Source organism: Pseudomonas sp. CP-1 (assembly GCF_021213715.1).
Lineage (GTDB): Bacteria > Pseudomonadota > Gammaproteobacteria > Pseudomonadales > Pseudomonadaceae > Pseudomonas > Pseudomonas aeruginosa.
On sequence record NZ_JAJQKY010000034.1, the window covers coordinates 15,160 to 38,223 of the forward strand.

The following is a 23,064-nucleotide window of genomic DNA, read 5'->3' on the forward strand; positions in this document are numbered from 1 at the left end:
TCAGCTCACATCCTTCAGTGCAAACGAGCAGTGCTCGACGACCAGATTCGGATCATTGAGCAGTGCATCGACCTGGGCGTCGCTCAACAGCGAGAGTGCAATGCCGTGGCCTTCTCGCGTGAAACGATGGCCACAGCGCCGGAAGCTATCCGGTACGGAACGGACGAACAGTGCTTCTACCTCGTCCTCACCTGCCGCTCCCTTGGCGCTGGCCATTGGCTGCAGAGCCGCGTCAGGCGACGGAGCAGCGTCTCCGCTCTGCTGGCCGAGCTGGGCATCCTGAGCAATGGTCTCCCCTGGCTGCTCCACAACCTGGGGACCGGCGGAAACCCCAGGCGGAGAAGTGAAATCACCAGTAGACAGGCCTGTGTCCGCGCTTACTGCTACGCCGGACCGCTCCTCGGGTTGATCTGCAGTTCTTTTCTTACCTGCCATTGCACACCTCCGTCAGGCCGCCAGCCACGGGGTGACAAGCACGTCCACCACGTCGCGGTTGATATTGGTGGCTCCAGCCGCATTGCGTTCGGCCTTGACCACTTCCAACGCCTGGCTGCGCAGCGATGGCGGAACGACCAGGAGCTTCGGTCGGATACCGAGTCGTTTGCCCTTATCTCCACGCAAACTCTGCATCGCCGCGTAGACATCGTTGAAGCTGCTCGCATCCAGCGCTTCCCTGGAGGAGTAGGCGAGCTGCCACAACCCGAAACCGGCATTCAAGCGCGCGTCAACGCCGTATACGTACTCCTTACGCATGAAGACGTTTTCGTCTTTCTCGGCGTCCATGGTCACGAAGTTGTAGTCCTTCCGCTTCTGTAGGATCAGCGGCTTCATGATTCGCGTGGTGTCGAGCAGGAACCACGGTGTGCCGCTGCCGCCCTGGAAGTTGCTGACGGAAACCTCGTTGCCAGCCGCGCTAGTTACCGGGTGGTCGGTGTCGAAGAAGTACTGGCCGTCGTAGCAGGTTTGAGTGAAACCACCACTGAGCAGCGCGTAGACGAGTTCCGCCGGGTGCATCGCGGAGTCCTGGCCCAATTGCCCCATCAAGGGGGTGAACAGCCCGTAGCTGTCGTCTTCGATGCTCTCGCGAGGAACACCTACGGTGTTCTCGAAGGTCTTGTTCTTGATGGTGTAGTCGTGCACGCCCAAGTTCTGGATCACTCGGTCGCCGAGCCATTCCCGGAACGCGGTCGAGTTACCGAGCCACCCATACTGCTCGGAGGCATTACCGGACGTCACGGTCAGCACGAACTGGTTGAAGTCAGGCTGAACACCTGCGAAGGCATTCTGGAACGCCGCGCGGTAACCGATGAAGAGGTTCCGCAGGTTTTGCTGGTTGATAATCATCTGAATGCTGCTCCTTAGATCTCTACCCAGACACCGCCGTCATCCACATCGCGGACGACGCCGGCAACCGAGCGGGTGTCAGTGGCAGAGGTCTTGGCGACCGTCTGATCGTCGACGATGAAGCACTCCTTGCCGATGTCGGCGCGGGTGATCTGGTCGGCCGAGGCACTGTTGGCGAGCTGGAATACACCCCGGCGGGTTTCGATACGCTTGGCGCCGGCGGCGCCACCGGTGTTGTCGACCTGCTCCTGGGCGATACCGCGCGCCGCAATGGTGGTCGACAGCGCTCCTGGTACGGCGTTGCCCGAAGCGTCGAGACACACCAGGCTGCCGGCAAAGATCTTGGCGTTGGCCGCCACCGGGTCGTTGAACTGCATGCCGTCGCGGCGTGGGGTGTTGCGGTCTTTGGTCAGGGCCATGATGCTCAGGCCTCCTTCGCGGCCTTGAAGGCCTCAATGGTGATACCCATGGCCGTGCATACGGCCAGTTCGTCGGCCGTCAGCCCGGTTTTCTCGTCCGGTACCGGCGGCTGGCCCCGAGTCTGCGAGCCGGACAGTGCAGCGATCGGCTGTGCAGCGGAAAGGTACGCAGTAAGAGAGGCACGGTTTTCCTTGCCCAACTCCCGAGCCCACTTTTCCATGCTCTTGTGCAGCCGGCCGTCTTCCAGTGCAGTCGCGATCTCGGCATCCAGTTCCTTCTCGTCGCGTTGGCCGAGTCGGATGGTCAGCGCCGCGATCTCGCTCTTCAGCTCATCGACGACGGTAACGGGAACATGCTTGGCCGGATCTACTGCGGTCGCTGCCTTGGCTTTCAGCCCAGTGCAGGCTGCAAGCATGGCGCTGCAGGCAGCAGTGTCGTCGAGGCCCAGCTGCTTGCGCATCGAGGCCAGGTCAGTGGTATGGGCGGAGAGCGCGGCGATGGCCTGCTCCTCGGTGGTGTTCTCGGCCAGGCCGAGTGCGGCAAGCACCGCTTTCAGCAGTGGATTCACGAGCGGTTCCTCGTTGGATGGATCGATGGTCAGTTGGAAAGTGGCTGCAGCGCGCTCGCTTAGGGCTTGCATGCCGTCGATAGCCGGGTTGTTGGTGAGCGCTCCCATCTGAAGGTCCAGGACGTCACCCGTCACGGGGTCGAACAGGAAGACAGGGCTGAAATAGCGATACTCGCCATCGGTGATGTACTGCTTTGCACGGGCGGTTAGCTCGACTTGGGCGAACAAGCCCTGGCCCTCACGCCACTCCAGGGCGCGGAAGAAGCCAGCAGCGGGTGCCGGCTGCCCGTTTTCCTCTTTCCACAGGGTCTGGTGCTCGTAGTCGAGCACCGGAGGCGTTTTCTTTGCCGCGAACCGCTGCACGACAGCCGCTGCCAACGCAGCGTCAATATTCCAGGCGGGGACTTTCATTTCCCGGTTGTCGCGCGGCTTGAACTGCCCGGCCGGGGTTACCTGCAGGGTGATGAGATTGCCCTCGGTCGGCGCCTGTATATCGAAGCTGCAGGCGGCGAGAGCTATGGCGGCGAGAAGGGGCTTCGTTTTCATGGCGCCACTCTGTGCGCCAGACACTTAAGCTGTCTTTTGGAAGGGGCGAAAATCGTGCGAAGCGGAAATTCTGGTGGCTCAGGCAATTTCTACCTGAGCCACTAAGAGGAACCCTCTTCAAATCGATTTATAAACGCCGTTGCTGCGCCGATCCGCATTGGAGTGGAACCACGGCAGCCAAATGAACCATGAAAGGCCTTCTTGGCGCGCTCAGGAGCTTTCCCCGGAAAGCGCTCGATCGAGGTGCTTCTGTGCGATCGCTAGCAGCTCGTCATCGTCGCGGTTGCTGGTGCCTAGCCACGGCCGAGCCGGGATCTTGATAGTGTAGGGACCGAGGGACACCCACTGAGAGAAGTTCGCCCGACGTCTGTTCACGAACTGGGGGCTGACCTCGTTGGTCTTGGCGTCATGCCGGAAATACGCTTGCTGGCTGCGAGCCGCAATCTGTATTTCACCACCGAATTGATGAATCGCTGCATAGGCACGGTTGGACCCGACCGCCAGTTCGTCGTCGCTGGCCTGATATCGGATGGTGTTTTTCAGATAGCCATCGAGCACCAAGATCTTGTCCTGGTTCTTCCGCTTTCGCCGCTGATAGGTCGGGGATAACGCCTGCCAAGGCGTACCGTCAGGTGCGCTCTGGCTCTCGAAGCGTTCGTCCAGGGCAATGAGCATGTACTCGCCCATATCACGGAACATCGGGGCCGGGGAGCGCATGAGATCAGCGGCTGCCCTCAGCGCCTCAAGTACCTTCTCACTGCTGTATTCAAGGGTTACTCCAGCCACGTCACGTCTCCTGGTACAGCCGAACACCTTGGCGATATGGTGCCAGCGGTTGCTGCCCTGGCTGGACGACCGCGGCGCTCGCCGCCCAGCCGTTGGCGTCCAGCTCGACAACAACCTGGACGGGAGCCGCTTCGCCGCTTACCTGCAGGCTGGCCAGGTAACGTCGACGGACCACAGCCTTTTTCAGAGATTCGACCCAATCCAGCCGTACCCATATCTCTGCCGGACGCCGCAGTGCTTCAGCCGCCAGCATCAACCACTTCTTCGACATGCCGGATTCCGCTACTAGCAGATCACCGCCGGCTCGGCTGACAAACATCTCGCGCCCCACCACTACGCGCTGACCGACTACATCCTGGAAGACGGCCGGCTTATCCAGGGTCGCGCCGAACGGCCGCAGGAAGCGTTTGATCGCGTCGGCATCGAGCATGTCCTGGTCCAGCAACTGGTTGGTCGGAACAGGACGAGGCGCAGGTAGCGGGTCAGAAGCCGGAGTGCTTGGTAGACCGGCCGGAGGCGTAGGCCCGCCATTGCGAGGCTGAGGCACCGCAGTGTCCAGTCTGGCTTGGCCCGGCATGTACTCGAAGCCGGGATCAATGCCTTCTGGTACTTCGACCACTCGCGGCCCGTCTGGGCTGTTCTGGCCGATGGTCCGGGCCTGCCACACAATCGGTGGTGCCTCGTCCGGGCCATCCTTGCCCATACGGCGTAGGTCATCCTCGCTGAGCGCGCGCACGCTGCACTGGCATCCCCAGGCATTGATCGGGAAATGGTATTGCCACCAAGGATCGTCCCAACGCAGGACCAGGCCATTCCAGGACTCATGCTTCGGTCTCGGATGCTCAACAGCATCGCTGTGCAGGTATTGCCAGTAAGGACGTTCCTCGCGCACAGCCATGAGCTGCTCCAGGCGACCGGCCATGTAGCTGCTGCGCATGTTGGTCTCGTAGATCACTCGACTGCGCCAGTTGCGCCCGCCCCGGTAGCTCCAGCCGTACTTGGCGACGATACGGTCGAAGTCACGGCGGAACTCCTCCAGCGTAGTGCCATCGGCTATTGCCTTCTCCACTGCCTGACGGAAGTCCTGCACCAGGTCGTCGCGGTTGGCGCCGGCGACGACGAAGGCATAGTCATGCTCGCGGGTGTAGATGTCCGTCCAGGCGTTGGTCGGCAGATTGAGCTTGCGCCGGAAGAACTGGTTCTGCTCGGCGAAAGGCAGTGAGGTTGCTCTAAGCGCCACCGGCCACCTCCTGCAGGATCTCGACTCGCCCCTGTAGCGCCGCAGCGGCCAGGGCCTGCGCCATCGCATCCGCGTACTGTTCCAGGGTCATGTCCGGAAGCAGTTGCTCCAGGCCATCACGGATTTCATCCAGGCTGGATGCACTCTGCACCAGCGCACGGACTTGGTCGATCCATCGGTCGGTGGTCGGGCGGAGCGCGTCATCCAACTGCTGGTCGGCGGTCTTCGGCGGAGGTGTCTCAGCGGTGGCCACCGCTTTTCCCAAGGCACGTGTGGGTACCTGCGCCGGCGGTACGACCGGCTCGGTCACGGTCGCGAGCACTTCCTCGCCCTCGGCTGGCTCCGGGATTGCCAGGCGCTGTTGCGCCCAACTGCGAGGGATCTGCATCCCGAGCTTCACCAATGGTGGAAGAGCTGTGGCGTAGGCGCTGAGGTCTTCGGCCTCCTGGACGTCGAAGACCAGCCGGGGACAGCGTGCCCAACTGTCGACAAGGCCATTCAGGACGGCAATCGGGTAGACCAGGTCACGACTGAGTGTTTTCGCCAACAGTTTCGCGTCGGCGTCCCGCAAGTCCTTGCGTACCTCGTTGTGGACATTGCCCAGGGCGTTGGTGGAGGTCTTTCCATCTGCTTGGCTGGTCAACGTGCCACCGAGGATGGCTTTTGACTGAGTTCGTTCGCACCACTCGATCATCAACTGGAACGCGGCCGGATCGCCCTGGGCTGCGTTCAGAAAATCCAGCTCCATGCCAAGAGGGATGATCCCGGCAGCGTTGTGCCCAAGTGCGGCCAGGGCGCGCAGCAGTGTGAGCTTCTCTTTCTCGGTGGCACCGGTCGGGTATTTACCGACCCGCATGGGGATGCCGTAGATCTCCAGGAACTCGGCCAGGTCGCCTACCGAGTAGTTCTTGAACAGGTAGGGCCAGACCAGGACACGGAACAGAGCCGAGCGCTCCAGATAACCGCTCTTGGACTTGTGAACGTGCGTGATCCAACCGAAGGGTTGCAACGGCGTCCCTCCCGACGGACCACGCAACCGGATCTCTTGCCGAACGCCTCGCGGTAGTTGGAACCATGACTGGGGGCGATGGATGATCGCCTTGGGGAGCCAGTTACCATCAACGCGTTGCCAGCCGTCGAACTCCTGGCAGGCGAAGCCCTTGCCGATGGCGTCGGTGGTATCGAAGATTACCTCTTCAAAGTCGTCCAGACCTTGCATGAGGTTGTACAAGGCCGCCGCAGCTTCCTTCTCCTTAGCTGTTGCGTTGTCGGGTGGAACGATGTCCCAGTCCAACTGAGCCACCGCGCGGCGCCGCTTGGACATCTCGGCGTGGATATGGCCATCCTTCTCCTCCATATCTTCGAACAGCTCATATTGGGCGACGATGTCACCTTGCTCGGCGGAGTCGAGGAGCGAGGCAAGCCTTGAAGGCGTGAGTCCACGAGATGGGTGACCAGCGACCTCATGGTGCAGACTGGTCAGTTGGGCGGTCTGGGGCTCACGGATCTCGTTCAGGCGCAGCGGCTGGCCGTCGGGGCCGAGAATCCGGGTCATAGTCACCATGCTGAAGGCTCCGGTAGCTCGATATCGTTGTTGTGGTCCTGGACGTTGTCGAAGCCGCGGCTATGGCGTGGCAGCGCCGTGAAGGCGATCTCGCCACCCTCCATGTAGCTGGCTCGGACGGCCATGACCAAGGAAATGGCGGCGTCCCCGTGACGCTTGCCCTTGCCGCTGGCTGACTCCAAGTCCTTGGTGCGGCCTTTGTCGATGACAGGGATGCCTTTCTCGACCTTGATCGAGAGCAGGTCATCCAGCTCGGTCTGGTGCCGCGGGATCTCCAGGTTGAATGCCTCGAATTCGCCCTTGAGCTTCGGCATCCAGGTGGCGTACCAGGCCAGGTTGAGCTGCACCTGGTCGACCATCCCGGCGCCGTACTTCAGCGCAGCCTGCTCGGCCAGGTAGCCGCCGTTGCCGGTGGCGTCGAAGGCCAGTCCACTGAGTCGCGGCAGGCGATCGCAGATGAAGCGCATGATGTCGCGCTGAGCTTCGTAGGTGAGGTTCCGTAGCTCGACCTGGAAGGGGACGCGCTTGCGCAGGGTCGGCGAGATCGCCAAAGGCGTGAAGACGGTCAGGTCGCCGCGGCGCGCGAAGTCCTCGCCGAAGGTGTGGCGGTCCTGGTCGCTAAGGCGGGCCAACTCTGGCAGGAGGTTCTCTTCGCACCAGGTGCGAACCTCCGCCTCTCGCAGCTCTGGCGTCCAGCTCTCGAAGCCGGCCGGCGCCTCGTAGCGGTGAATGCGGATCGAGTGGTCGGCGACCATCGCCTGCTCGATGAGCACCCGCGACAGGTAGGCGCCGCCGGACTTTTTCGGGACGCAGCCGTACTCTTCCTCGGCCGACTCGATGTTGGGGGCGTTCTTGTACAGACCATCACGCCAGGCTTTCTCGGACTCGGGTGACCAAGCCTGGCCCGTGACGTAGCAGATTCGCTTGTACAGTCCCTCAGCAATCGCGTCATCGAGGGTGATGCGGTGGATGCTGTAGTCTTTCCGGCCCTCTCGGGCATCCTGGATGTAGGTGTTGAAGGGATTGTCGACGCCATTGTGAGTGCTGATCAGGCGCACCTTGTTGCCCCACATCGTCAATGCCAGGGCGGCCTTCAGCAGCTCCTCCAGGGACTCATGGAACGCTGCTTCATCGATCACCACGTCGCCCTGCAGGCCACGCAGGTTACTCGGCCGGCTGCTCAGGGCCTGGATTTTCCGCCCCGTTTTCGGGAAGCGGATCATGTAGGTCAGGATCTCTTCCTTCTTCCCTTCGTCCCAGAAGGTCTGCTCGTAGACGTCGGCCTCTGCCAGCTCGTTGAAAGCACGGGCGAACAGAGCACAGGCGGCGATGTACTCCAACGCCATCTCCTGCTTGCTGCCGACGTAGAAGGTGTTGCAGCCACCTCGGCGCCGCGGCTTGGCGGCATTGATCACGTTGCGCCCGGCCTCGGCCCAGGTCAGGCCGGTACGGCGGGACTTCTCCGCGATCATGATCTGGCTCTCGTCCTCGAACCAGCGCTGCTGGTACGGCAGGAAGACGGGCTCATTGGCCGGCTGGGCTTCGGAGATTTCCTGCGGCACGTCGACGCCGAGCAGCTCCATCTCCTCGGCCAGGTCGATCTTACGCGGGGCACTAGTCGCAGTAAGCCTCTTACCCAGCTCGGCAGTGGTTGCGCGCATAGCCATGTCAGGCTTTCCCCAGGAGGATGCCGCGGATTCGGTTTTCGAGCTGCTCGCTCATCCCGTCGCTGCCACGCTGCTCTTCCAAGCGCTGCTCCTGCTCCTGGAGCAGCTTCTCGCGGGCTTCGCGCTCGATCTGGCGGCGTTCCTCCATACTGGCTTTGCGGGCCTGCAGGACATCCTTGGCTGCCCGAGCCAGCTTGCGGACGTCCTCGATGTCGACCTCGTCCTCGGTCTGCGCAGCGAAGGCCGCATGGGTCGTCAAGGTGGTGATGGATTGCACCAAGAGCGCCCCTGCACGTTCGTCTGGGTTCTCGCCTAGCTCTTCCACCAGCAGGCTGGCCATTGCCTGCTGCTCGCGCAGGCGCCGGGTCATCTCGTCGAAGCTGACCTTGTATCGGCCGATCGCTGAACGGCTGGGCTTTTCCTTGCCCGGGAAGCGCTCTTGCAACTGCTCGATCAGCTCGTCCAGGGTCAGGCGGTTCTCGCGCAGGGAGCGCTCGATGAACGAACGCACATCCGGTGGCAGCTTGTCGATGCTGGACTTGCGGCCCATGGTCAGGCTCCCGGACGCTTCACGCCGTCCACTCGGGCGCGGCCGGCGGCCACGTCGGCGCCGCGCTCAGTCAGCTTCGCGACCAGCACTGCGCCGTTGCTGACGTCCTCGATCTTCACCAGTTGCTGCTCTTCCAACCAGCGCAACTCGCCCTTCACCTGGTCGCGGCTGGGGTCATGCCCCCACTGGCTGAGGACGGTGTGCAGTACCGAGCTATTGGCCTGGTAGGTCGGCATTTCCGCAAGGATGCGCAGGATCACCAGGCGGCGGTCCTGGCTGATGAAATCGGAGTAGTTGCTAGTCATGGGCGTCTCTCGCTGAGCAGGTAGTCATTGATGCGATCAACCGAGCGAGTCAAAGGGTCCAGCGCTTTGGCCAACCCCGACAGCTCGGCGCGCATGGCTTTCATGTCGCCGGCCAGCTCCGACAGCTGCTGGCTGTCCGGCAGGTGGAGCATCTGCTGCTCCAGGGTGAGAAGTCGGTTGTCCTGGGATGAAAGCCGATTCGTCAGGTGTTCGGCCTCGGCCTTGGAGCTGGAGCGACGCGCAGCAGCCAGCGAGTACAGGCCCACCGCCGCGGTGAATACGAACTGGCCGGCGCGCAGCACGAAGTCCAAGTCCATCAGTGAGTTTCCTTGTCGTTTACATCGAGCAGCGCATTCAGTTGCGCCAGGTTGGTGAGAGACCATTTCCCGTAATCGCGGGCATGGGCCAGGATGTCAGCCGCGCTGACACCGCTTTCCAGTAGTTCGGCGTCAGCGCCGGAGGCGGGCCAGGCCGTTTCTTGAGGGCTGGCGGCAGTTCTGCAGGCTGCTGGCGAGGGCAGATCGGCGCCGAGGGCGTGGTTGTAGTCCCGCAGCCAGCCGCAAGTGACAACGAAGCGAGGAGCAGGCACAGGGGAAGCACCTGGTGCCGGCCGGTATTGAGTCGAGACATGGGCGATACGCTCCGATAGCTGTTGCTGGAGGGCAGTGAACTGGTCCTGGGCTGACAGGAATCGCGCTTCCGCCTGATTCGCGCGAGTGACCTGCTGCTGGAACTGCAGGAAGTTGTCCTCAGCGATCTTGGCCAGCTCGTTGGAATGCTGCAGCTGCAGGTTGAGCAGCTCTGCGTCACCTTCGGCGCGAGCGGTGGCGTACCCACGGTCGTAGCTTGCGGAGCCGTGGATCACTACAGCTACGCTGTACAGCACCGCAATCAGCGCGATCCAGAACCAGTTGGAGCGCAGGAGACTAAGGATGCCCATGGAGCCCCCTTTGCCGACGGTACTTGCGCGCCTTGCGTTTTGCCCGAGCCACACCGGACTTACCATGCCGCTCGCGCGGCACTGGCGAGCAATACAGCTCAGGTGCCGGTAGGAAGTCGCGACTGCCTGCGAACAGCCGCTGAATCACCGCCAGGTCGAGGTAGGTAACGTTCAGAGCCAAGGTGATGCTGGAGGACAGTCTCACAGGGTGTACCTCTCTCCGCACACGCCGTCGCCCCACTGCAGGTAGATCCGCTCATAGCGAAGCAGGATGAGGCGCGGGTAGTTGCGGTTCTCGCGGAAGTTGGCGGCCGAGCGCCCGGCGTTGAAGCGCTCGACGGAATCGAACCAGGCCAGCTGGTCGGCGCCGGATGCCGAGGCCAGCCTACGGTCGCGATTTACCCACCCCTGGCCGCCGTTGTAAGCGGACAGTACGAATGCCCAGCGATCACACTCGCTGGAGGCCTGGTTTCGGTCGTAGAGCCAACGGTCGTAGGTGACCAGCGCGCGCAGTGCCCAGCCAGGATTGAACGGCTGATTGGTGCCGAGGGCGGCCGGATACAGGCCAGCGATCCACTCCGCGGTTCCGGGCATGAACTGCGCCAGACCCTGGGCACCAACAGGCGAGCGGGCATCAGCACGCCAACGGCTTTCTTGGTGAACCTGTGCGGCAAAGGTGGCGATCGGTGCCGACAGGCCCCATTCAGCATGGGCGCTGCGCACCAGGGTGCGCCGGTACTGCTCGGCGGCAGTGGGGATGCGATCCGTCGCGAAGGCCGGCTGGCAGGCGCTCAGCAGGCCCAGCAGGCCGAGGGTGAGCAGGCGCTTCATCCGAAGAAGCCTCCCCACCACACCAGGGCCGTCATCGCGATCACGTCGAACACGCGCTGCTTGAAGCTGATCACGTTGGTGAGGCCATCGCACGCATAGGACGTAACCAGGACCACAGCGGCCAGCACGATCCAGATGATTTGCGGGGCGCCCATGGTCAGAGCCCCAGCGTCAGGCCGAGGATGCAAGCCAGTACGATCAGCCCACGGCGCAGCCAGGCGCCCACGACAACCAGATTGGCTGAGCACTCATGCGGGCGAGCCACGTAGGGAAACAGGCTGCGATCGATCCAGTAACCGGCCACCGCGCCCAGGGTCACTAGGACAAGTTTGTAGGCGACGACCTGGAGCTGCTCCGGGCGAATCGCGGCGAGGATGATCAGCAGGACGAGGGTGACCAGCGTCCAGCTGGTCATACGCGGCGCGCGGCGGCGCCGGGGTTGCGGCGATGACATAACGATGCTCCCGATGGGGCGGCCATCCTTGGCCTGACTGAAGGTCCTACCTGCAAGCAGGTGTGACGATCATCCCCACGGGGGAGCAGAGTGTATTTTGGAAGGAGCGAAAACCAATCCGAGGGAAATTCGCCGCCTTGGCGTTCCGTTTTTATTGCCCCGTAATTTCTCGGTATCGCCGCTGGTACTCCTCGTAGGGCAATTGCATACGGTTCAGCTCGTCGAGCTGGGCGTCGACAGAACGCGCAGAAGCTGATGCGGGCCCGTCTGGGGCATAGGCGCGTGGTGGCGCGTACGGCTGCTGAGCTGGGGCCTCAGCCTCATAGGCATAGGTGCAGCCGCGCTGCATCTTGGCACCTGCCAACTGGGTCAGGCGCTGATTGGCACTGTCGACTGCTGCGTCCTTCTCCATCAGGTTGCCGATCCCGAAGTCGCCCAGGAAAGACAGCACCGAGCGTCCGTCGAACTCGCTCTCCTCACGCACGTGGGTCAGGAAGCCCTGAACCTTGGCCTGTTCCAGGTCAATCTCGCGGCAGCTCATGGTCTGCCGTTCGAAGTCAGTCAGTTCCGGCTGTCGGCCATAGTTTTTCGTGGAGCATCCGGCCACCGATAGGCTGACCAACATCACTGCCCCAAGCAGTACTTTGAAATCCATTCCTCCCCCTTATTCATCATCCTGCTTTCTTACCAGTGCGACGCGCGAACGCATCGCTCGTCGCCTTGAGTGCGGCCTGAGCGTCGGGCGGGCTATGCCGGTAGTTGTCCAGCAGGATGCGCTCGTCAGGTGCTAGCTCAGCGGGACTAGGCTGCGCTCCTCCTCCGGTCAGAATCCAGCCAGGATCAGCCCCGAAACAGCTGTGCAACGTTAGAAGTGATGCTCCGTCAGGCAGCGCCTCATTGCTTTCCCAGCGCGCAACAGTTTTGCGATTCACCCCAAGGCGCTCCGCAAACTCCCCCACGCCTAGTCCACCGCGTATTTGTCGGATCCGATCCCCGATGCTTTGAGGCATAAAAGTCCCTTGACTATGGGACTTTGATGTCCCAATATCAATTCACACCAAAGCACTGCACATGCATTGGTTTATTAGCAATCTTTCAGCAGATAGGAACCCCGTCATGAACGTCCCGTATCCGCTCCCCACTCGCACGCCGTACACCGGCGAGCGCGTTAAGGAACTCTTCCGCGCCGCCGGTATAACGATCTCGGCCTGGGCCGAGGCCAACGGCTATCCCCGTCACCAGGTGTACATGGTCATCAACGGCCAGTTCAAAGGCCGCCGCGGCACCTCCCATGAAATCGCCCTGAAGCTCGGCATGAAGCTCTCCGTCGAGCAACTCGCCGCCTGAGAGGAGTACAGCCATGCCTCGCTTTCAGCCGCCGGTCGAGCACATCGACCTGACTCCCGCTCCGATGGACACCTGGCGCGCCGCGCTCGATGCTCTGATCGCCTGCGCCCCTGGTGATACTTCGGACATCGCCTGGCACCTGGCCGATGCTCACCAGAGCAGCCTCCTGTTGGTGGACCGGACCGTAGCATCGCCAGGCGCCGAGCGCCTGATCGATCGCCTGATGCTCATCAGCGCAGGTCGGCTGCTCAACCATCGCATGAGCCGCGAAGAGGCCCACCAGATCAGCTTCCGCCTGCTTGAGCACGCTCGGCAACATACCGCAGCACACCAGCCAGATCCCGATGCGGCATCTGCCATGTCTCGCCCGACTGCGCGTCAGCCAGCGTCTCCAGGTCACAGGCAAGACCTTGCAGGTCAAGGCCGTGATCAATTGCCAGACGACGTGCCAGGGCAACAAACGCCGAGCGCATCGACGCATCAAGAACCAGGTGATCGGGGGTAGTCATGTCTGTCTCTCCGACGAGGGTGAATGTACCCCATCAGGCTGGCGTTGTCGCAATGGCTTTGCCAATGGTGAAAACAGCTATTTGTTTGGACGACGACTACTGGGGCTTCTGGAGCACCATCCAATGAAGCGCCGGAATTGGAAACACTGGGTGCCGCGCTCGCCGGCCGAAGCGCTGGACGGCTGTGCGCAGTTGGCCATGCAGCGCTACAACCGCGGGATCGAGCGGCTTGCCACAGACCATCTGTGCCAGAACAACGCCAGCACCCTCTACAAATGGATGGGCAATGGCCGCCTGCCGTTGACCATGGTGCTGTCATTGGAGAAAGCCTGCGGCCTGCCGCTGATCACCCGCTACCTGGCCGCCGCTCACGGCAAGCTCCTGGTCGACATCCCGGTTGGCAAGGCCTGCAACGCCAACGACCTGCAGCAACTGCAGGGCGTGCTGCACAACGCCACCGGCGCGCTGATGGCCTTCTACGACGGCAAGCAAACCGCCGAACAGACCCTGGACGCCATCCGCGCCGGCCTCGAATCCCTCGCTTGGCACCACGGCAACGTCGCCCAGGCAGAAACCCCGCAACTGGACTTTGGAGTGGCTGACGATGAGTGAGTCCATCAACCTGCAGGCGCTGCTGCAGCGCCTGGACGAGCAAGCCTATGAGCAGCTCTGCATCGAAGCTGCGCGCCTTGCCGAAGAGAACGAGTACCTGCGCACCGAGCTGACCCGCATGGAGGAATGTGCCGAAGGGTGGTGCAACGAGGCCCAGCATCTCCACCAGCAACTGGCGGAGGCCACCGGTGGCCAAGCCGCTATCACCCAGTCCGGCGCCTTGGTCGTCATCCCGATGGAGCGCTGCGCATGAGCACCGAAAAATACCGCTCCGAGCAGGTCCAGCGAACCCTACGGGTCATGCTGGCCCTCGCCGCCAACGAATTCCGGGGGCTGCTGCTGAAGGAGGTGGCGGTCGCCGCCGAGTGCGACGCCAGCGCCGCCCTGCGCGCCCTGGAAAACCTGCGCATCGCCGGCTTGGCCGACCGCAGCCCGCATGACGACAAGCGCTGGCTGCTCGGACCGCGCCTGGTCCAGGTGGCCTTTGGATTCGACGAAGCCCTGCGCCGCGGCCAGGACGAACTCAACGAGCGTCGCCAACGCTACACCCGTCTCCCGAACTAAGGAAATCCCATGGCCCGTAAAGCATCCCCCGTGAAAGTGGAACCCATACCTGAAGTCAACCAGCAGGCGTACCAGGCCGAGGCAGGCGCGCTGACCATGCTGGGCGACATTGCCCAGGGCATGCATGAGGAGCGCGACCTGGTCAACCAACTGCTCGGCCAAGCGCAGATGGCAGGGGCGTTCGAGGAATTTTCCCGAACGGTTCGGACTTCCAAGCTCGCTTACGTCAAGGAAAACAAGCTCTACCGTGCCATTGCCGGGAAGAAAAGTCCGAACGGTTCGGAGTTTTCTGGCACTTGGGACGAGTTCTGCTCGTTGCTCGGCATCTCTGTCGACAAGGCAAACATGGATATCGCCAACCTCCGCACTTTCGGCGAAGAAGCCCTGGAATCCATGTCCCGCATGGGCATCGGCTACCGCGAGCTGCGCCAGTGGCGAAAGCTGCCCGATGACGCCCGTAGCGCCCTGATCGAAGCGGCCAAGCAGGGCAACAAGGACGCCGTCGAGTACCTGGCCGAGGAACTGATCGCCACCCACACCAAGGAAAAGGCTGCCCTGGAGAAGCAGGTAGAGGATCTACGGGCGGACAACGAAGCCCTGGGCGAGCGCATGGCGCGCAAGTCCCGCGAGCTGGACGAAACCGTCCACGAACTGGAAAAGACCAAGCGGCGCATCCAAACCATGAAGGCGGATGAGGCCGAGAAAGAGCTTCGCCAGGAAGCAACGGCGATCGCCTTCGAAGCCGAGGCCGACATCAGCGGCAAGTTGCGCGAAGCCTTCTCCGTCATGCTCGACCACGCCGAAAAGACCGGTACCGACCCCCGCACCTTCCAGGCCGGTCTGGTGCGCCACCTCGAAAAACTGCTCCTGCAGATTCGCGAAGAGTTCCAGTTGCCCGACGGCGAAGCCCCCGATGACATCAGCGAATTCGGCTGGATCGAGCAAATGGGCAAGTCCCAGCCTGCAGGCGTGGCTGAGGACTGAGCCATGAGCGCCGTCATTACTCAAGCCCTGGTCGATCTGGAGCGCGCCCTTCGCGCCGCCCCACGCGGGCAGCGCGTAGAGATTGCCCAGTCGACGGCCCAGCGGCTCGACATGTCACTCGCCACGCTTTACCGCAAGCTGAGGGAGGTCACCGCAGACAGCAAGCCCCGCAAACGCCGGAGTGACGCCGGCACCAGTGCCCTGAGCCGGGAAGATGCCCTGACCATCAGTAGCGCGCTGATGGAGAGTGCGCGCCGCAACGAAAAGCGCCTGTATAGCCTGGAGGATGCGGTGGAAGCGCTACGGGCCAGCAAGATGATCCGGGCGGACGTCGTTGACGAGGACACGGGCGAGATTCGGCCGCTGTCCATCAGTGCGATATCCAGGGCTCTCTACAGCTTCGGGGTTCATCCCCAGCAATTGCTGCAGCCTGCTCCGGTAACGGAGCTGGGCAGTTGCCACCCCAACCACGTTTGGCAGATCGATGCCTCGCTGTGTGTTCTTTATTACCTCAAGCCCGGCGCCGATGAGCACGGTAACGGCCTGCGCGTCATGGAGCATGACCAGTTCTACAAGAACAAGCCGAAGAACGTGGCCCGCATCGCCTCCAACCGGGTCTGGTCGTACGAGATCACCGAGCACGCCAGTGGCTGGATTTACCTGAAGTACGTCATGGGAGCCGAGAGCGGCGAGAACCTGTGTGATGTGCTGATCGACGCCATGCAGGAGCGCGGTGGCAACGACATTCTGCACGGCGTGCCGAAGATTCTGATGATGGACCCAGGTTCTGCCAACACCTCGGCCATGGCCAGGAACCTTTGCCGTGCGCTGCGCATCCGCGTCATCGTTCACAAGCCCGGTGCCGCGCGGGTGACTGGCCAGGTGGAGAACGCCCGGAACCTTATCGAGCGCAAGTTCGAGGCGGGACTGCGCTTCCAGCCTGTCGCCGATCTGGACGAACTGAACGCTGCCGCCAAGACCTGGCGCGCGTGGTTCAACGCCGCGAAGAAGCACTCCCGCCATGGGATGACCCGCTCGGAGGCCTGGATGCGCATCCGTGAGCACCAGTTGGTGAAAGCGCCCAGCGTCGAAGTATGCCGCCAGTTGGCAATCGCCGAGCCGGAGAGCCGCAAGGTCACCAGCAAGCTGCGCGTCAGCTTCCAGGGAACTGAATACGACGTCTCGGTCGTACCTGGCGTGATGATCGGCGAGAAGCTGATGATCACCCGCAACCCCTGGCAAAGCGATGCCGCCCAGGCGATCACTTTCGACCAGGACGGCCATGAAGTCTTCCACGTCATTCCGAGGATCGAGGAAGACGAGTTCGGCTTCGACGTGCGGGCACCCATGATTGGCGAGGACTTCCGGCAGCATGCGGAGACGCCTGCGCAGAAAGCCCGCAAGGAAGCGGCCCGGCTGGCCATGGGCGTCGATACCGATGCCGAAGAGCAGGCCGCACGCAAGGCCAAGGCCATTCCGTTCGGCGGGAGGCTGAAGCCCTACCAGCATATCGAAGACGCTCAGTTGCCGACCTTCATGCCACGCAAGGGCAGCGAGCTGCAGCTCGACGTGACACTGCCCACCGTCGAGAGCACGCCACTGAGTCACCCGGCAGCCGCCAAGATCCTCCGGGCACGCCTGGATGGCGTCTGGAGTCCCGAGTCGATGCTCTGGCTCAAGTCCAACTACCCCGACGGGGTGCTGGAGGACCAGCTCGACAGCATCGTCGAGCAGTTGCAGGCGGCGCCCAGCCGGCCCGCGCTGCGCGTTGTGGGAGGTAACTCGTAATGCTGAAGCTCAAGGAAGTCCTGGCCAGCCTCGGCAAGCCGCAGACCGATCTGGCCCGTGCGGTCGATCTCAGTCCGGCGGCGATCGCTCAACTGATCAACCACAGCCAGTGGCCGAAATCGCTGGACCAGCAGCAACTGGCCTGGCGGATCACCGAATACCTGATGGCTCAGGGCGCGCAGTTCGACACCGTGCGCCAGGCCTTCGACGAAGTGGGGCCCCGGCGCGCCAACGCCGGGGCCCCTGCAACCCCCGAAGACGCTCAAGAAAACGAGGAGTGCGAACCCATGCTAATGCGCAAACAGGTATTGCTGCCAGCCACGAAGAAGGCTTTCGACATCCGTCGCGACCCCTTCGACGAACTGCACAGCGCCGACGACATCTTCATCAACGCTGATATCCGCTATGTTCGCGAGGCGATGCACCAGGTCGCTATGCACGATGGTTTCCTGGCAGTGATCGGCGAGTCAGGGGCGGGCAAGTCCACCTTGCGCCGAGATCTGGAGCATCGCCTGGAAGGCAGCCCGGTGACGGTCATTCAGCCATACGTGCTGGGGATGGAAGACAACGACACCAAGGGCAAGCCCCTCAAGAGCGAGCATATCGCCGAGGCCATCCTGGCGGAGATCGCGCCAGACCAAACGCCGCGGAACAGCTCGCAGGCCCGCTGGGCGCAACTGCACAAGGCTCTGAAGGCCAGCCACACCGCAGGCTCGCGCCACCTGCTGATCATCGAGGAGGCACACAGCCTATCGACCCCGACGATCAAGCACCTCAAGCGCTACCGCGAACTCGAACTGGGCTACACGAAGCTGGTGTCGATCATCCTGATCGGTCAGCCCGAACTGCTCATCAAGTTGTCGCCGCGCAACGGCGAAGTCCGAGAGGTGGCCCAGCGCATCGAGATCGTCGAGTTGCCGCCGCTCACGGTCGGCGGGCTGGAACAGCACCTGGCGTTTCGTTTCGAGCGGGTTGGCAAGCCACTGAGCGATGTGATCGATGCATCCGGCCTGCAGGCCATCATCGAGAGGCTGGGGGGCGTCAAGGAAAACAAGCCCAGCCTGCTCTATCCCCTGGCCATCGGCAACCTGGTGAAGGCCGCTATGAACTATGCCGCGCTCGTCGGCGAGCCGCGCGTCACTGCTGACGTGGTTCGGGAGGCCTGACATGAACGTCGTACCGATCACTGGCCGCCTCCCTGAAGAGCAGCCGAAAGCTACCCATCTGCCGCTCTGCACAGTACTGACGCCAGAGCTGGCCCGCTGCCTGGAAGCAGTCAACAGCGCCACCCGCGCCTTGCGCCAGGCCGGCATTCCGATTGAGCAGACGTCGGTGCTCGATCGCCGCCTGTTTATCCGCGAAGAGGATTCGCTGCGGCTGCACCGCCGCTTCCGCAACGCCATCCGCGGCATTCGCCAGACCACTCGCGGGCTGGTCACCGTCCATGTCGTCAGCCTGCTCGGTGTTGACGTGGCCTGGACGACCCCGGTGAAGGAGCAGGACCAATGAGCAGCTTTCCGGTAACCGTAAAGAAGCTGGCTGGTCGCCTACACACCGTTGCGCGCCATTTGGATCTGGAACCGGATGAAGTCGAGCTGTTCGCCAGCATTCAGGGTGTGCGCGTTCCGCTGCTCAACACGACGTTCCAGGTCGACGACGACGGAACGCTCTTGTTCCTGGGTGGATTCGACGGATTCCTTGACGAGCTGAGGGCGCAGGTAAAGGAGGCCGAGCAAAACTTGGTCACGGAGTGCAACCGGTACAACGACCTCTGGCTCCAGTTCGATCAACTGCGAGCCAGCAGCGACCGGCTCTGCAACGAGCTGGCTGTGATGTGCGAAGCACAACTCGTCGGAGATCACAACTTGGTCATGCGCAAGGTCGAGCAGTTCACCGACCGCTACCGCGAGAACTTTAAGCAGGCCGCGGCCAACGGGAGGGTGCACTGATGAACAAAGGCACAAAGCGGAACCAGTGCGACGGCTGCCAGGCCGGCGTGCCGCTGGAGAACGGCAAGCACCGAATGGGACGTCCTGGTGGCTACCCCGACCTCATGAGCTGCACAGCCCATCTCTATGGGGCGCCGCAAGTACAGCCTGTGGCATGGGCCATTTTCGACGGCGCCTGGATCTCGGACCACACGGCTGATCCAAACCGAGCGGAGCAATGGGCTGAGGATGGCAAGAACGTGATCGCTCTTTTCGCGATGCCGGTCCAGCAGCCGGTATCTGCTTTCGCTCGGGATGTGCTGGCAGAACGGCAGCGGCAGATCCGACAGGAAGGCTTCAGCCCCGACCATGACGCTGAGCACCGAGGCGGTGAACTAGCGCTGGCTGCTACCTGCTACGCCGACGAAGCCGTTACGCAGATCTGCCAGCCAGAACGAGAACCGTGCCTGACGCAACTGGTGCCGGGCTGGTGGCCGTTCGAGCCATCCTGGTGGAAACCCAGCCTGGACGCTCGAAAGAACCTAGTGAAGGCCACGGCGCTGCTCCTCGCACAGGGTGACGCGCTCGACCTGCAGATTGATACCGAGCTGGAGGGACGTCCCCATGGCTGATGTTCTGGAAATCGACTGCCCCGCGTGCAGCACTCCGTACCCCGAAATCACCGCAGGCTCTGCAGCTCATGACCCGAGCCTGATCGAGCTGGTGATCACCTGCAGCAACTGCGGACACATCCTGAATGCGTTCGTCTCCCTGGCTGAGATGAGCGTTGTACCGAATCCCGAAGAGGAAACCTCCCATGGCTGAACAAACAGTGCATGTTCCCGCCGGCTACCGCATGGACGCCAAGGGGCGCCTGGTACCTGAAGAAATGATCAAGCCCATTGACCTGGAGCGCGACCGCCTTGTGCAGGAGATCGTTGCCAAGGGGAAGGCTCTGAACAAGGCGTTGCTGGATTTCAAACTGGCAACATTCGGCGATATCGAAGCCTTCATCACCCTGTCGGCCGAGCAGTACCAGGCGAAGGTAGGAGGCAAGAAGGGCAACGCCTCTCTGGTCAGCTTCGACGGTCGCTACAAGGTCATTCGGGCCATGGCCGACAACATCGCCTTCGACGAGCGCCTGCAGGCGGCCAAGGCGCTGATCGACGAGTGCCTCCACGAATGGACGGAAGGTGCTCGCGCGGAGGTCATCACGCTGATCAACGATGCGTTCCGCGTGGACCAAGCTGGGAACATCCGTACCGGCAGCGTGCTTGCCCTGCGCCGCCTGCAGATCGATGACGAACGTTGGCAGCGTGCAATGCAGGCCATCGGCGAGGCTGTCCAGGTCGTGAGCACCAAGGCGTACGTGCGTATCCAGGAGCGGGTCGGGGACACCGACCAGTACCGCTCCATTCCTCTTGATATCGCGGGGGTGTGAGATGGCCAAAGAGATCAACATCGACACCATCATGTCGCAGGCCCAGGTCTTCGCCAGCGCCTGGTCGCTGGTCGGGGGCACATTCGACGACGGCCACGCCATCGAGAATGCGGAGGAAGCCAAGGCTAAATTGCGCGAGATGCTGGAAGACTTCTGCTCAAACACTGACCTGCAGCGCGTGGCCGAGTTGCTCGTTTCCTGGCACCAGAGAGGCATAGGCAATATTGACCAGGTTCTGAGCGCGCCGTCAGGGATGGAAATCCACCTGGGTGACGATCCGATCGTGCTGAGCGGCCCGAGGGCTATAGGGTTTCGAATGGGTCTGCAGGTCGCTCGCCTCTGGCTTGGCGAACTGCCGCTGTCTCTCAGTACGAACGAGCCGGTAGAGGAGGTGTGAAGTGGCTAGCAATCTCGAAGTAGTCACCCAACTGATGGAGTACTCGCGCTCAGGTCCATTGATGCAAGTGATGATTTTCCAGGCCCTGGACCAGTTCAGCAGCGGCGTTCTGGCCAGCCCGGAGGGTTCCTTGCGCAATGCCATTGTCTCGGAAGAGGCTTGGAGAGCTTGCGCGAAGGAAATCCAGCAGACCCTTTCCAAGCACTTGCTGGAGCAATGACATGGAGCGCTACCACTCAACGGCCGGCGATCCACCTCGGCGTGATGCTGACGTAAAGCGGCAGGAGGCCCAGGAGCTGGACGAACTGGTTCAGCAGTTCTTGGCCGGCGGCGGGCAGATCGAGAAAGTCGGGTACAAGATGCGCGAGCTGCCGGACACTTTCGTCATCAACCCCATGAGGACGCCGGTATACAACGGTGCCCTGGCCGAGAACTCGTCGCTCAAAGCCAAGCCTGCCGCACCGCGCGCGCAAGCAAAGACCGAGCCCCAACGCTCACCAGCGCCCGTGCCGGCTTTGCAGCCGGCTCCTGGCGTGAACCCGAAGGTCTGGTTGAGCCGGATGATCGCCGCCCAGGCGCTGCTGGCCGCGCAGACGGCCAGGCTCGCTCGCGAATTGGGCGTCAGCGATGCTGAGCTGCGCCGGCTGGGGCGTCGGCATGGCATGGAGGTGTTCCATGGCACTCGCTAGGGGGCTGCTCAGCAAGATCCACATCGCTCGTCAGCAGCTCGGCCTGCAGGACGATGTCTATCGGCAGAAACTGCAGGTGATGTTCGGCAAGGGATCGGCGCGGGATCTCAACCTGCGCCAGGCCGAGCAGTTGCTGACGGAGTTCAAGCGCCTGGGCTGGCAACCACAGCCCAGCAAGCGAGCAGCCGGCAAGCCGCACAATTGGCGGCAACTGCCAGCGGAGGTCGAGGTGATCGAGGCTCAACTCACCAACATGGGGCTGCCTTGGAGCTACGCCGATGCGATCGCCAAACGCCAGTTTGGCGTAGCCAAAGTGGCCTGGCTGAAGAAGCCTGAACAGCTCAAAGCAGTGTTGGCTGCCCTGCATGTTGAGCAGGAGAAGCGCGGGCTTTTGGGTAACGTGGAGGAACTGCTCAAGCTGCTCGGCGAGCATGATCCAAACTGGAGGGCGGATCTGGAACACCTGCCCAAAGGCTGGGAGCGGCGACGTCCAATTCTCAAGAGCCTGGTCGAAACACTGCGTGCAGCAGCGTCTGCTCGGGGGCTCTTGTAATGCAATTGCAGTGCCCCTGCTGCGGCGAGCAGTTTCCTGTAGAGGCCGGGTTCGCAGATACCGACGGCAAGAGGCTGGCGGCGCTGTTTGCCGGCCTCGATCCGAAACTGGGCCGCGCAATACTCAATTACCTACGCCTGTTCAGTCCAGCCAAGCGAGGCCTACGCATGACGCGCGCCATAAAGCTTGTGGAGGAACTACTCAACCTGGTCAATACAGGCACAGTGCAAAAGGATGCCCGCTCCAACGACACCAAGCCGGCTTCGCCGCGTCTATGGACCACCGGCATCGAGCAGATGATCACCGGCCGCGAGCGCCTGCAACTGCCGCTTGAGAACCACAACTACCTGCGCGCGGTGGTGTGGGGCCTGGCCAGTGATCCAGCGCAGGCTCTGGCCGCTTCCTCAAAGCGGCCGCAGGCCGGTGGACCCAGCACCCAGCAATTGCTCCAAGACCAAGTCGGTCGAATTCAGTCCGATATCGTGTTGGGGTTGATTACTAAAGAGGATGGAGAGCGCCAGATCGCGGCGCTGAAGGGGGGAGCATGAAGCAGAGTTCGATTCTGGCGGAAACTCGCCATGAGCTGCTGGACGACATTGCGGCACATACAGCAACAGTACTGTCTGAACATGGTATTGACGCTGGCCTGGCTGAACAGGCCGGCCACGCGGTAGCTGACCATCTGGCGAACCAGTGGCGTGGCGCCACGCTGTACATCCCCTCCGACTATCGCCACCAGGTTACCAAGCGTGATCTCCAGATACTCTCCGAGTTCAACGGACGAAACCATCACGCCCTGGCCCGGAAGTACGGACTGACGCCCAGCTCTATATATAAGCTGTTAAAGCGTATTCAGGATCGGAAGTTCGAACGTGACCAGGGCAAACTGGACCTCGGCGACGGCCTGGCCTGACCGGCCGCCGCCTTTTCATCCTTGGAAACTCTTTTTCAAAGCCTATCCCACTAAATCCCTTTCCCTTCCTCTATATCCCACAATTTTCTCGCTTTACCCTTCTGGTTTATCTCACTCTCTCTCA

36 protein-coding genes are annotated in these 23,064 nt (G+C 62.3%); 18 read left to right on the forward strand and 18 right to left on the reverse strand.

Translation table 11 applies throughout. The annotated features are described in order from the left end of the window. The 17 genes from LT948_RS31975 to LT948_RS33420 all read right to left on the reverse strand — a co-directional run bounded on the left by LT948_RS31975 (position 1) and on the right by LT948_RS33420 (position 12,225). Positions 1–435 (reverse strand): hypothetical protein, encoded by a 435-nt coding sequence (locus LT948_RS31975; RefSeq protein ID WP_015649419.1) that lies wholly within the window; start codon positions 433–435, stop codon positions 1–3. Between the two features lie 12 nt (positions 436–447). Further along, positions 448–1,344 (reverse strand): Mu-like prophage major head subunit gpT family protein, encoded by an 897-nt coding sequence (locus tag LT948_RS31980; protein ID WP_003127513.1) that lies wholly within the window; start codon positions 1,342–1,344, stop codon positions 448–450. Between the two features lie 14 nt (positions 1,345–1,358). Next, positions 1,359–1,763: a hypothetical protein gene (locus LT948_RS31985; protein WP_003121593.1), complete on the reverse strand. Its 405-nt coding sequence runs from the start codon at positions 1,761–1,763 to the stop codon at positions 1,359–1,361. A 5-nt stretch (positions 1,764–1,768) separates the two neighbouring features. Beyond that, positions 1,769–2,878, reverse strand: coding sequence for a phage protease (locus tag LT948_RS31990; RefSeq protein WP_003129234.1), 1,110 nt, complete (start codon positions 2,876–2,878; stop codon positions 1,769–1,771). A gap of 210 nt (positions 2,879–3,088) precedes the next feature. Next, positions 3,089–3,664: a phage virion morphogenesis protein gene (locus tag LT948_RS31995; RefSeq protein ID WP_010791815.1), complete on the reverse strand. Its 576-nt coding sequence runs from the start codon at positions 3,662–3,664 to the stop codon at positions 3,089–3,091. Position 3,665: 1 nt separating this feature from the next. After that, the gene (locus tag LT948_RS32000) at positions 3,666–4,904 is read right to left on the reverse strand and encodes a PBECR2 nuclease fold domain-containing protein (RefSeq protein WP_003138159.1); all 1,239 of its coding nucleotides are present in this window, start codon (positions 4,902–4,904) and stop codon (positions 3,666–3,668) included. Continuing rightward, positions 4,894–6,468, reverse strand: coding sequence for a DUF935 domain-containing protein (locus LT948_RS32005; RefSeq protein WP_010791816.1), 1,575 nt, complete (start codon positions 6,466–6,468; stop codon positions 4,894–4,896). The genes LT948_RS32000 and LT948_RS32005 overlap by 11 nt, the downstream gene beginning before the upstream one ends. Next, complete coding sequence (locus LT948_RS32010; RefSeq protein WP_003126996.1) at positions 6,462–8,135, reverse strand: hypothetical protein; 1,674 nt, start codon at positions 8,133–8,135, stop codon at positions 6,462–6,464. Before LT948_RS32010 ends, LT948_RS32005 begins: the two co-directional genes overlap by 7 nt. Position 8,136: 1 nt before the next feature. After that, on the reverse strand, positions 8,137–8,685 hold the full coding sequence (locus LT948_RS32015) for a phage protein Gp27 family protein (RefSeq protein ID WP_003121466.1): 549 nt from the start codon (positions 8,683–8,685) through the stop codon (positions 8,137–8,139). A 2-nt stretch (positions 8,686–8,687) separates the two neighbouring features. Then, positions 8,688–8,990 carry a VpaChn25_0724 family phage protein gene (locus tag LT948_RS32020; RefSeq protein ID WP_003117314.1) on the reverse strand — a complete coding sequence of 101 codons (303 nt, stop codon included), beginning with the start codon at positions 8,988–8,990 and terminating at the stop codon, positions 8,688–8,690. Beyond that, positions 8,987–9,307: a DUF2730 family protein gene (locus LT948_RS32025; RefSeq protein WP_003117315.1), complete on the reverse strand. Its 321-nt coding sequence runs from the start codon at positions 9,305–9,307 to the stop codon at positions 8,987–8,989. Before LT948_RS32025 ends, LT948_RS32020 begins: the two co-directional genes overlap by 4 nt. Beyond that, positions 9,307–9,930, reverse strand: coding sequence for a hypothetical protein (locus LT948_RS32030; protein ID WP_010791817.1), 624 nt, complete (start codon positions 9,928–9,930; stop codon positions 9,307–9,309). Before LT948_RS32030 ends, LT948_RS32025 begins: the two co-directional genes overlap by 1 nt. 201 nt (positions 9,931–10,131) lie before the next feature. Then, positions 10,132–10,761 carry a transglycosylase SLT domain-containing protein gene (locus LT948_RS32035; protein WP_010791818.1) on the reverse strand — a complete coding sequence of 210 codons (630 nt, stop codon included), beginning with the start codon at positions 10,759–10,761 and terminating at the stop codon, positions 10,132–10,134. Beyond that, positions 10,758–10,916, reverse strand: coding sequence for a hypothetical protein (locus tag LT948_RS32040; protein ID WP_003094227.1), 159 nt, complete (start codon positions 10,914–10,916; stop codon positions 10,758–10,760). The genes LT948_RS32035 and LT948_RS32040 overlap by 4 nt, the downstream gene beginning before the upstream one ends. A gap of 2 nt (positions 10,917–10,918) precedes the next feature. Beyond that, on the reverse strand, positions 10,919–11,215 hold the full coding sequence (locus tag LT948_RS32045; protein ID WP_003152187.1) for a putative holin: 297 nt from the start codon (positions 11,213–11,215) through the stop codon (positions 10,919–10,921). A gap of 151 nt (positions 11,216–11,366) precedes the next feature. Then, positions 11,367–11,870, reverse strand: coding sequence for a hypothetical protein (locus tag LT948_RS32050; RefSeq protein WP_010791819.1), 504 nt, complete (start codon positions 11,868–11,870; stop codon positions 11,367–11,369). Positions 11,871–11,886: 16 nt separating this feature from the next. Next, positions 11,887–12,225, reverse strand: coding sequence for a helix-turn-helix domain-containing protein (locus LT948_RS33420; RefSeq protein WP_015649395.1), 339 nt, complete (start codon positions 12,223–12,225; stop codon positions 11,887–11,889). 106 nt (positions 12,226–12,331) lie between these two features. On the opposite strand from LT948_RS33420, the gene LT948_RS32055 reads away from it, so the two are divergent. After that, positions 12,332–12,562, forward strand: a complete 231-nt coding sequence (locus LT948_RS32055) for a DNA-binding protein (protein ID WP_003142304.1) — start codon at positions 12,332–12,334, stop codon at positions 12,560–12,562. A gap of 284 nt (positions 12,563–12,846) precedes the next feature. On the opposite strand, the gene LT948_RS32060 is transcribed toward LT948_RS32055, so the two are convergent. Next, positions 12,847–13,071, reverse strand: coding sequence for a hypothetical protein (locus tag LT948_RS32060; protein ID WP_015649394.1), 225 nt, complete (start codon positions 13,069–13,071; stop codon positions 12,847–12,849). Positions 13,072–13,194: 123 nt separating this feature from the next. On the opposite strand from LT948_RS32060, the gene LT948_RS32065 reads away from it, so the two are divergent. Genes LT948_RS32065 through LT948_RS32145 form a run of 17 tightly spaced genes read left to right on the forward strand, consistent with a single transcriptional unit; the run spans position 13,195 to position 22,940 of the window. Continuing rightward, positions 13,195–13,683, forward strand: coding sequence for a hypothetical protein (locus tag LT948_RS32065; protein WP_010791820.1), 489 nt, complete (start codon positions 13,195–13,197; stop codon positions 13,681–13,683). Continuing rightward, positions 13,676–13,936: a hypothetical protein gene (locus LT948_RS32070; RefSeq protein ID WP_003142306.1), complete on the forward strand. Its 261-nt coding sequence runs from the start codon at positions 13,676–13,678 to the stop codon at positions 13,934–13,936. The genes LT948_RS32065 and LT948_RS32070 overlap by 8 nt, the downstream gene beginning before the upstream one ends. Next, complete coding sequence (locus tag LT948_RS32075) at positions 13,933–14,247, forward strand: hypothetical protein (protein WP_003142307.1); 315 nt, start codon at positions 13,933–13,935, stop codon at positions 14,245–14,247. Before LT948_RS32070 ends, LT948_RS32075 begins: the two co-directional genes overlap by 4 nt. Positions 14,248–14,256: 9 nt before the next feature. Continuing rightward, on the forward strand, positions 14,257–15,231 hold the full coding sequence (locus LT948_RS32080) for a hypothetical protein (protein WP_010791821.1): 975 nt from the start codon (positions 14,257–14,259) through the stop codon (positions 15,229–15,231). 3 nt (positions 15,232–15,234) lie between these two features. Further along, complete coding sequence (locus LT948_RS32085) at positions 15,235–17,019, forward strand: DDE-type integrase/transposase/recombinase (protein WP_010791822.1); 1,785 nt, start codon at positions 15,235–15,237, stop codon at positions 17,017–17,019. Beyond that, positions 17,019–18,185, forward strand: a complete 1,167-nt coding sequence (locus tag LT948_RS32090) for an ExeA family protein (protein WP_003142272.1) — start codon at positions 17,019–17,021, stop codon at positions 18,183–18,185. The genes LT948_RS32085 and LT948_RS32090 overlap by 1 nt, the downstream gene beginning before the upstream one ends. 1 nt (position 18,186) lies before the next feature. Next, positions 18,187–18,528: a hypothetical protein gene (locus tag LT948_RS32095; RefSeq protein ID WP_003142274.1), complete on the forward strand. Its 342-nt coding sequence runs from the start codon at positions 18,187–18,189 to the stop codon at positions 18,526–18,528. Beyond that, positions 18,525–18,968: a hypothetical protein gene (locus tag LT948_RS32100; protein ID WP_010791823.1), complete on the forward strand. Its 444-nt coding sequence runs from the start codon at positions 18,525–18,527 to the stop codon at positions 18,966–18,968. The genes LT948_RS32095 and LT948_RS32100 overlap by 4 nt, the downstream gene beginning before the upstream one ends. Beyond that, complete coding sequence (locus LT948_RS32105) at positions 18,968–19,579, forward strand: hypothetical protein (protein ID WP_010791824.1); 612 nt, start codon at positions 18,968–18,970, stop codon at positions 19,577–19,579. The genes LT948_RS32100 and LT948_RS32105 overlap by 1 nt, the downstream gene beginning before the upstream one ends. Next, positions 19,572–19,772, forward strand: coding sequence for a hypothetical protein (locus tag LT948_RS32110; protein WP_010791825.1), 201 nt, complete (start codon positions 19,572–19,574; stop codon positions 19,770–19,772). The genes LT948_RS32105 and LT948_RS32110 overlap by 8 nt, the downstream gene beginning before the upstream one ends. After that, positions 19,765–20,388, forward strand: coding sequence for a DUF3164 family protein (locus LT948_RS32115; RefSeq protein ID WP_003094190.1), 624 nt, complete (start codon positions 19,765–19,767; stop codon positions 20,386–20,388). The genes LT948_RS32110 and LT948_RS32115 overlap by 8 nt, the downstream gene beginning before the upstream one ends. Before the next feature lies 1 nt (position 20,389). After that, positions 20,390–20,785, forward strand: a complete 396-nt coding sequence (locus tag LT948_RS32120) for a hypothetical protein (protein WP_003142313.1) — start codon at positions 20,390–20,392, stop codon at positions 20,783–20,785. A gap of 1 nt (position 20,786) precedes the next feature. Then, the gene (locus LT948_RS32125) at positions 20,787–21,005 is read left to right on the forward strand and encodes a hypothetical protein (RefSeq protein ID WP_003117360.1); all 219 of its coding nucleotides are present in this window, start codon (positions 20,787–20,789) and stop codon (positions 21,003–21,005) included. A gap of 1 nt (position 21,006) precedes the next feature. Continuing rightward, complete coding sequence (locus LT948_RS32130; RefSeq protein WP_003117361.1) at positions 21,007–21,474, forward strand: hypothetical protein; 468 nt, start codon at positions 21,007–21,009, stop codon at positions 21,472–21,474. Beyond that, complete coding sequence (locus LT948_RS32135) at positions 21,461–22,027, forward strand: gp16 family protein (protein ID WP_003117362.1); 567 nt, start codon at positions 21,461–21,463, stop codon at positions 22,025–22,027. The genes LT948_RS32130 and LT948_RS32135 overlap by 14 nt, the downstream gene beginning before the upstream one ends. Next, positions 22,027–22,575 (forward strand): hypothetical protein, encoded by a 549-nt coding sequence (locus tag LT948_RS32140; RefSeq protein ID WP_003117363.1) that lies wholly within the window; start codon positions 22,027–22,029, stop codon positions 22,573–22,575. Before LT948_RS32135 ends, LT948_RS32140 begins: the two co-directional genes overlap by 1 nt. Beyond that, positions 22,572–22,940: a Mor transcription activator family protein gene (locus LT948_RS32145; protein WP_003127781.1), complete on the forward strand. Its 369-nt coding sequence runs from the start codon at positions 22,572–22,574 to the stop codon at positions 22,938–22,940. Before LT948_RS32140 ends, LT948_RS32145 begins: the two co-directional genes overlap by 4 nt. The last annotated feature ends 124 nt before the right edge of the window (positions 22,941–23,064 follow it).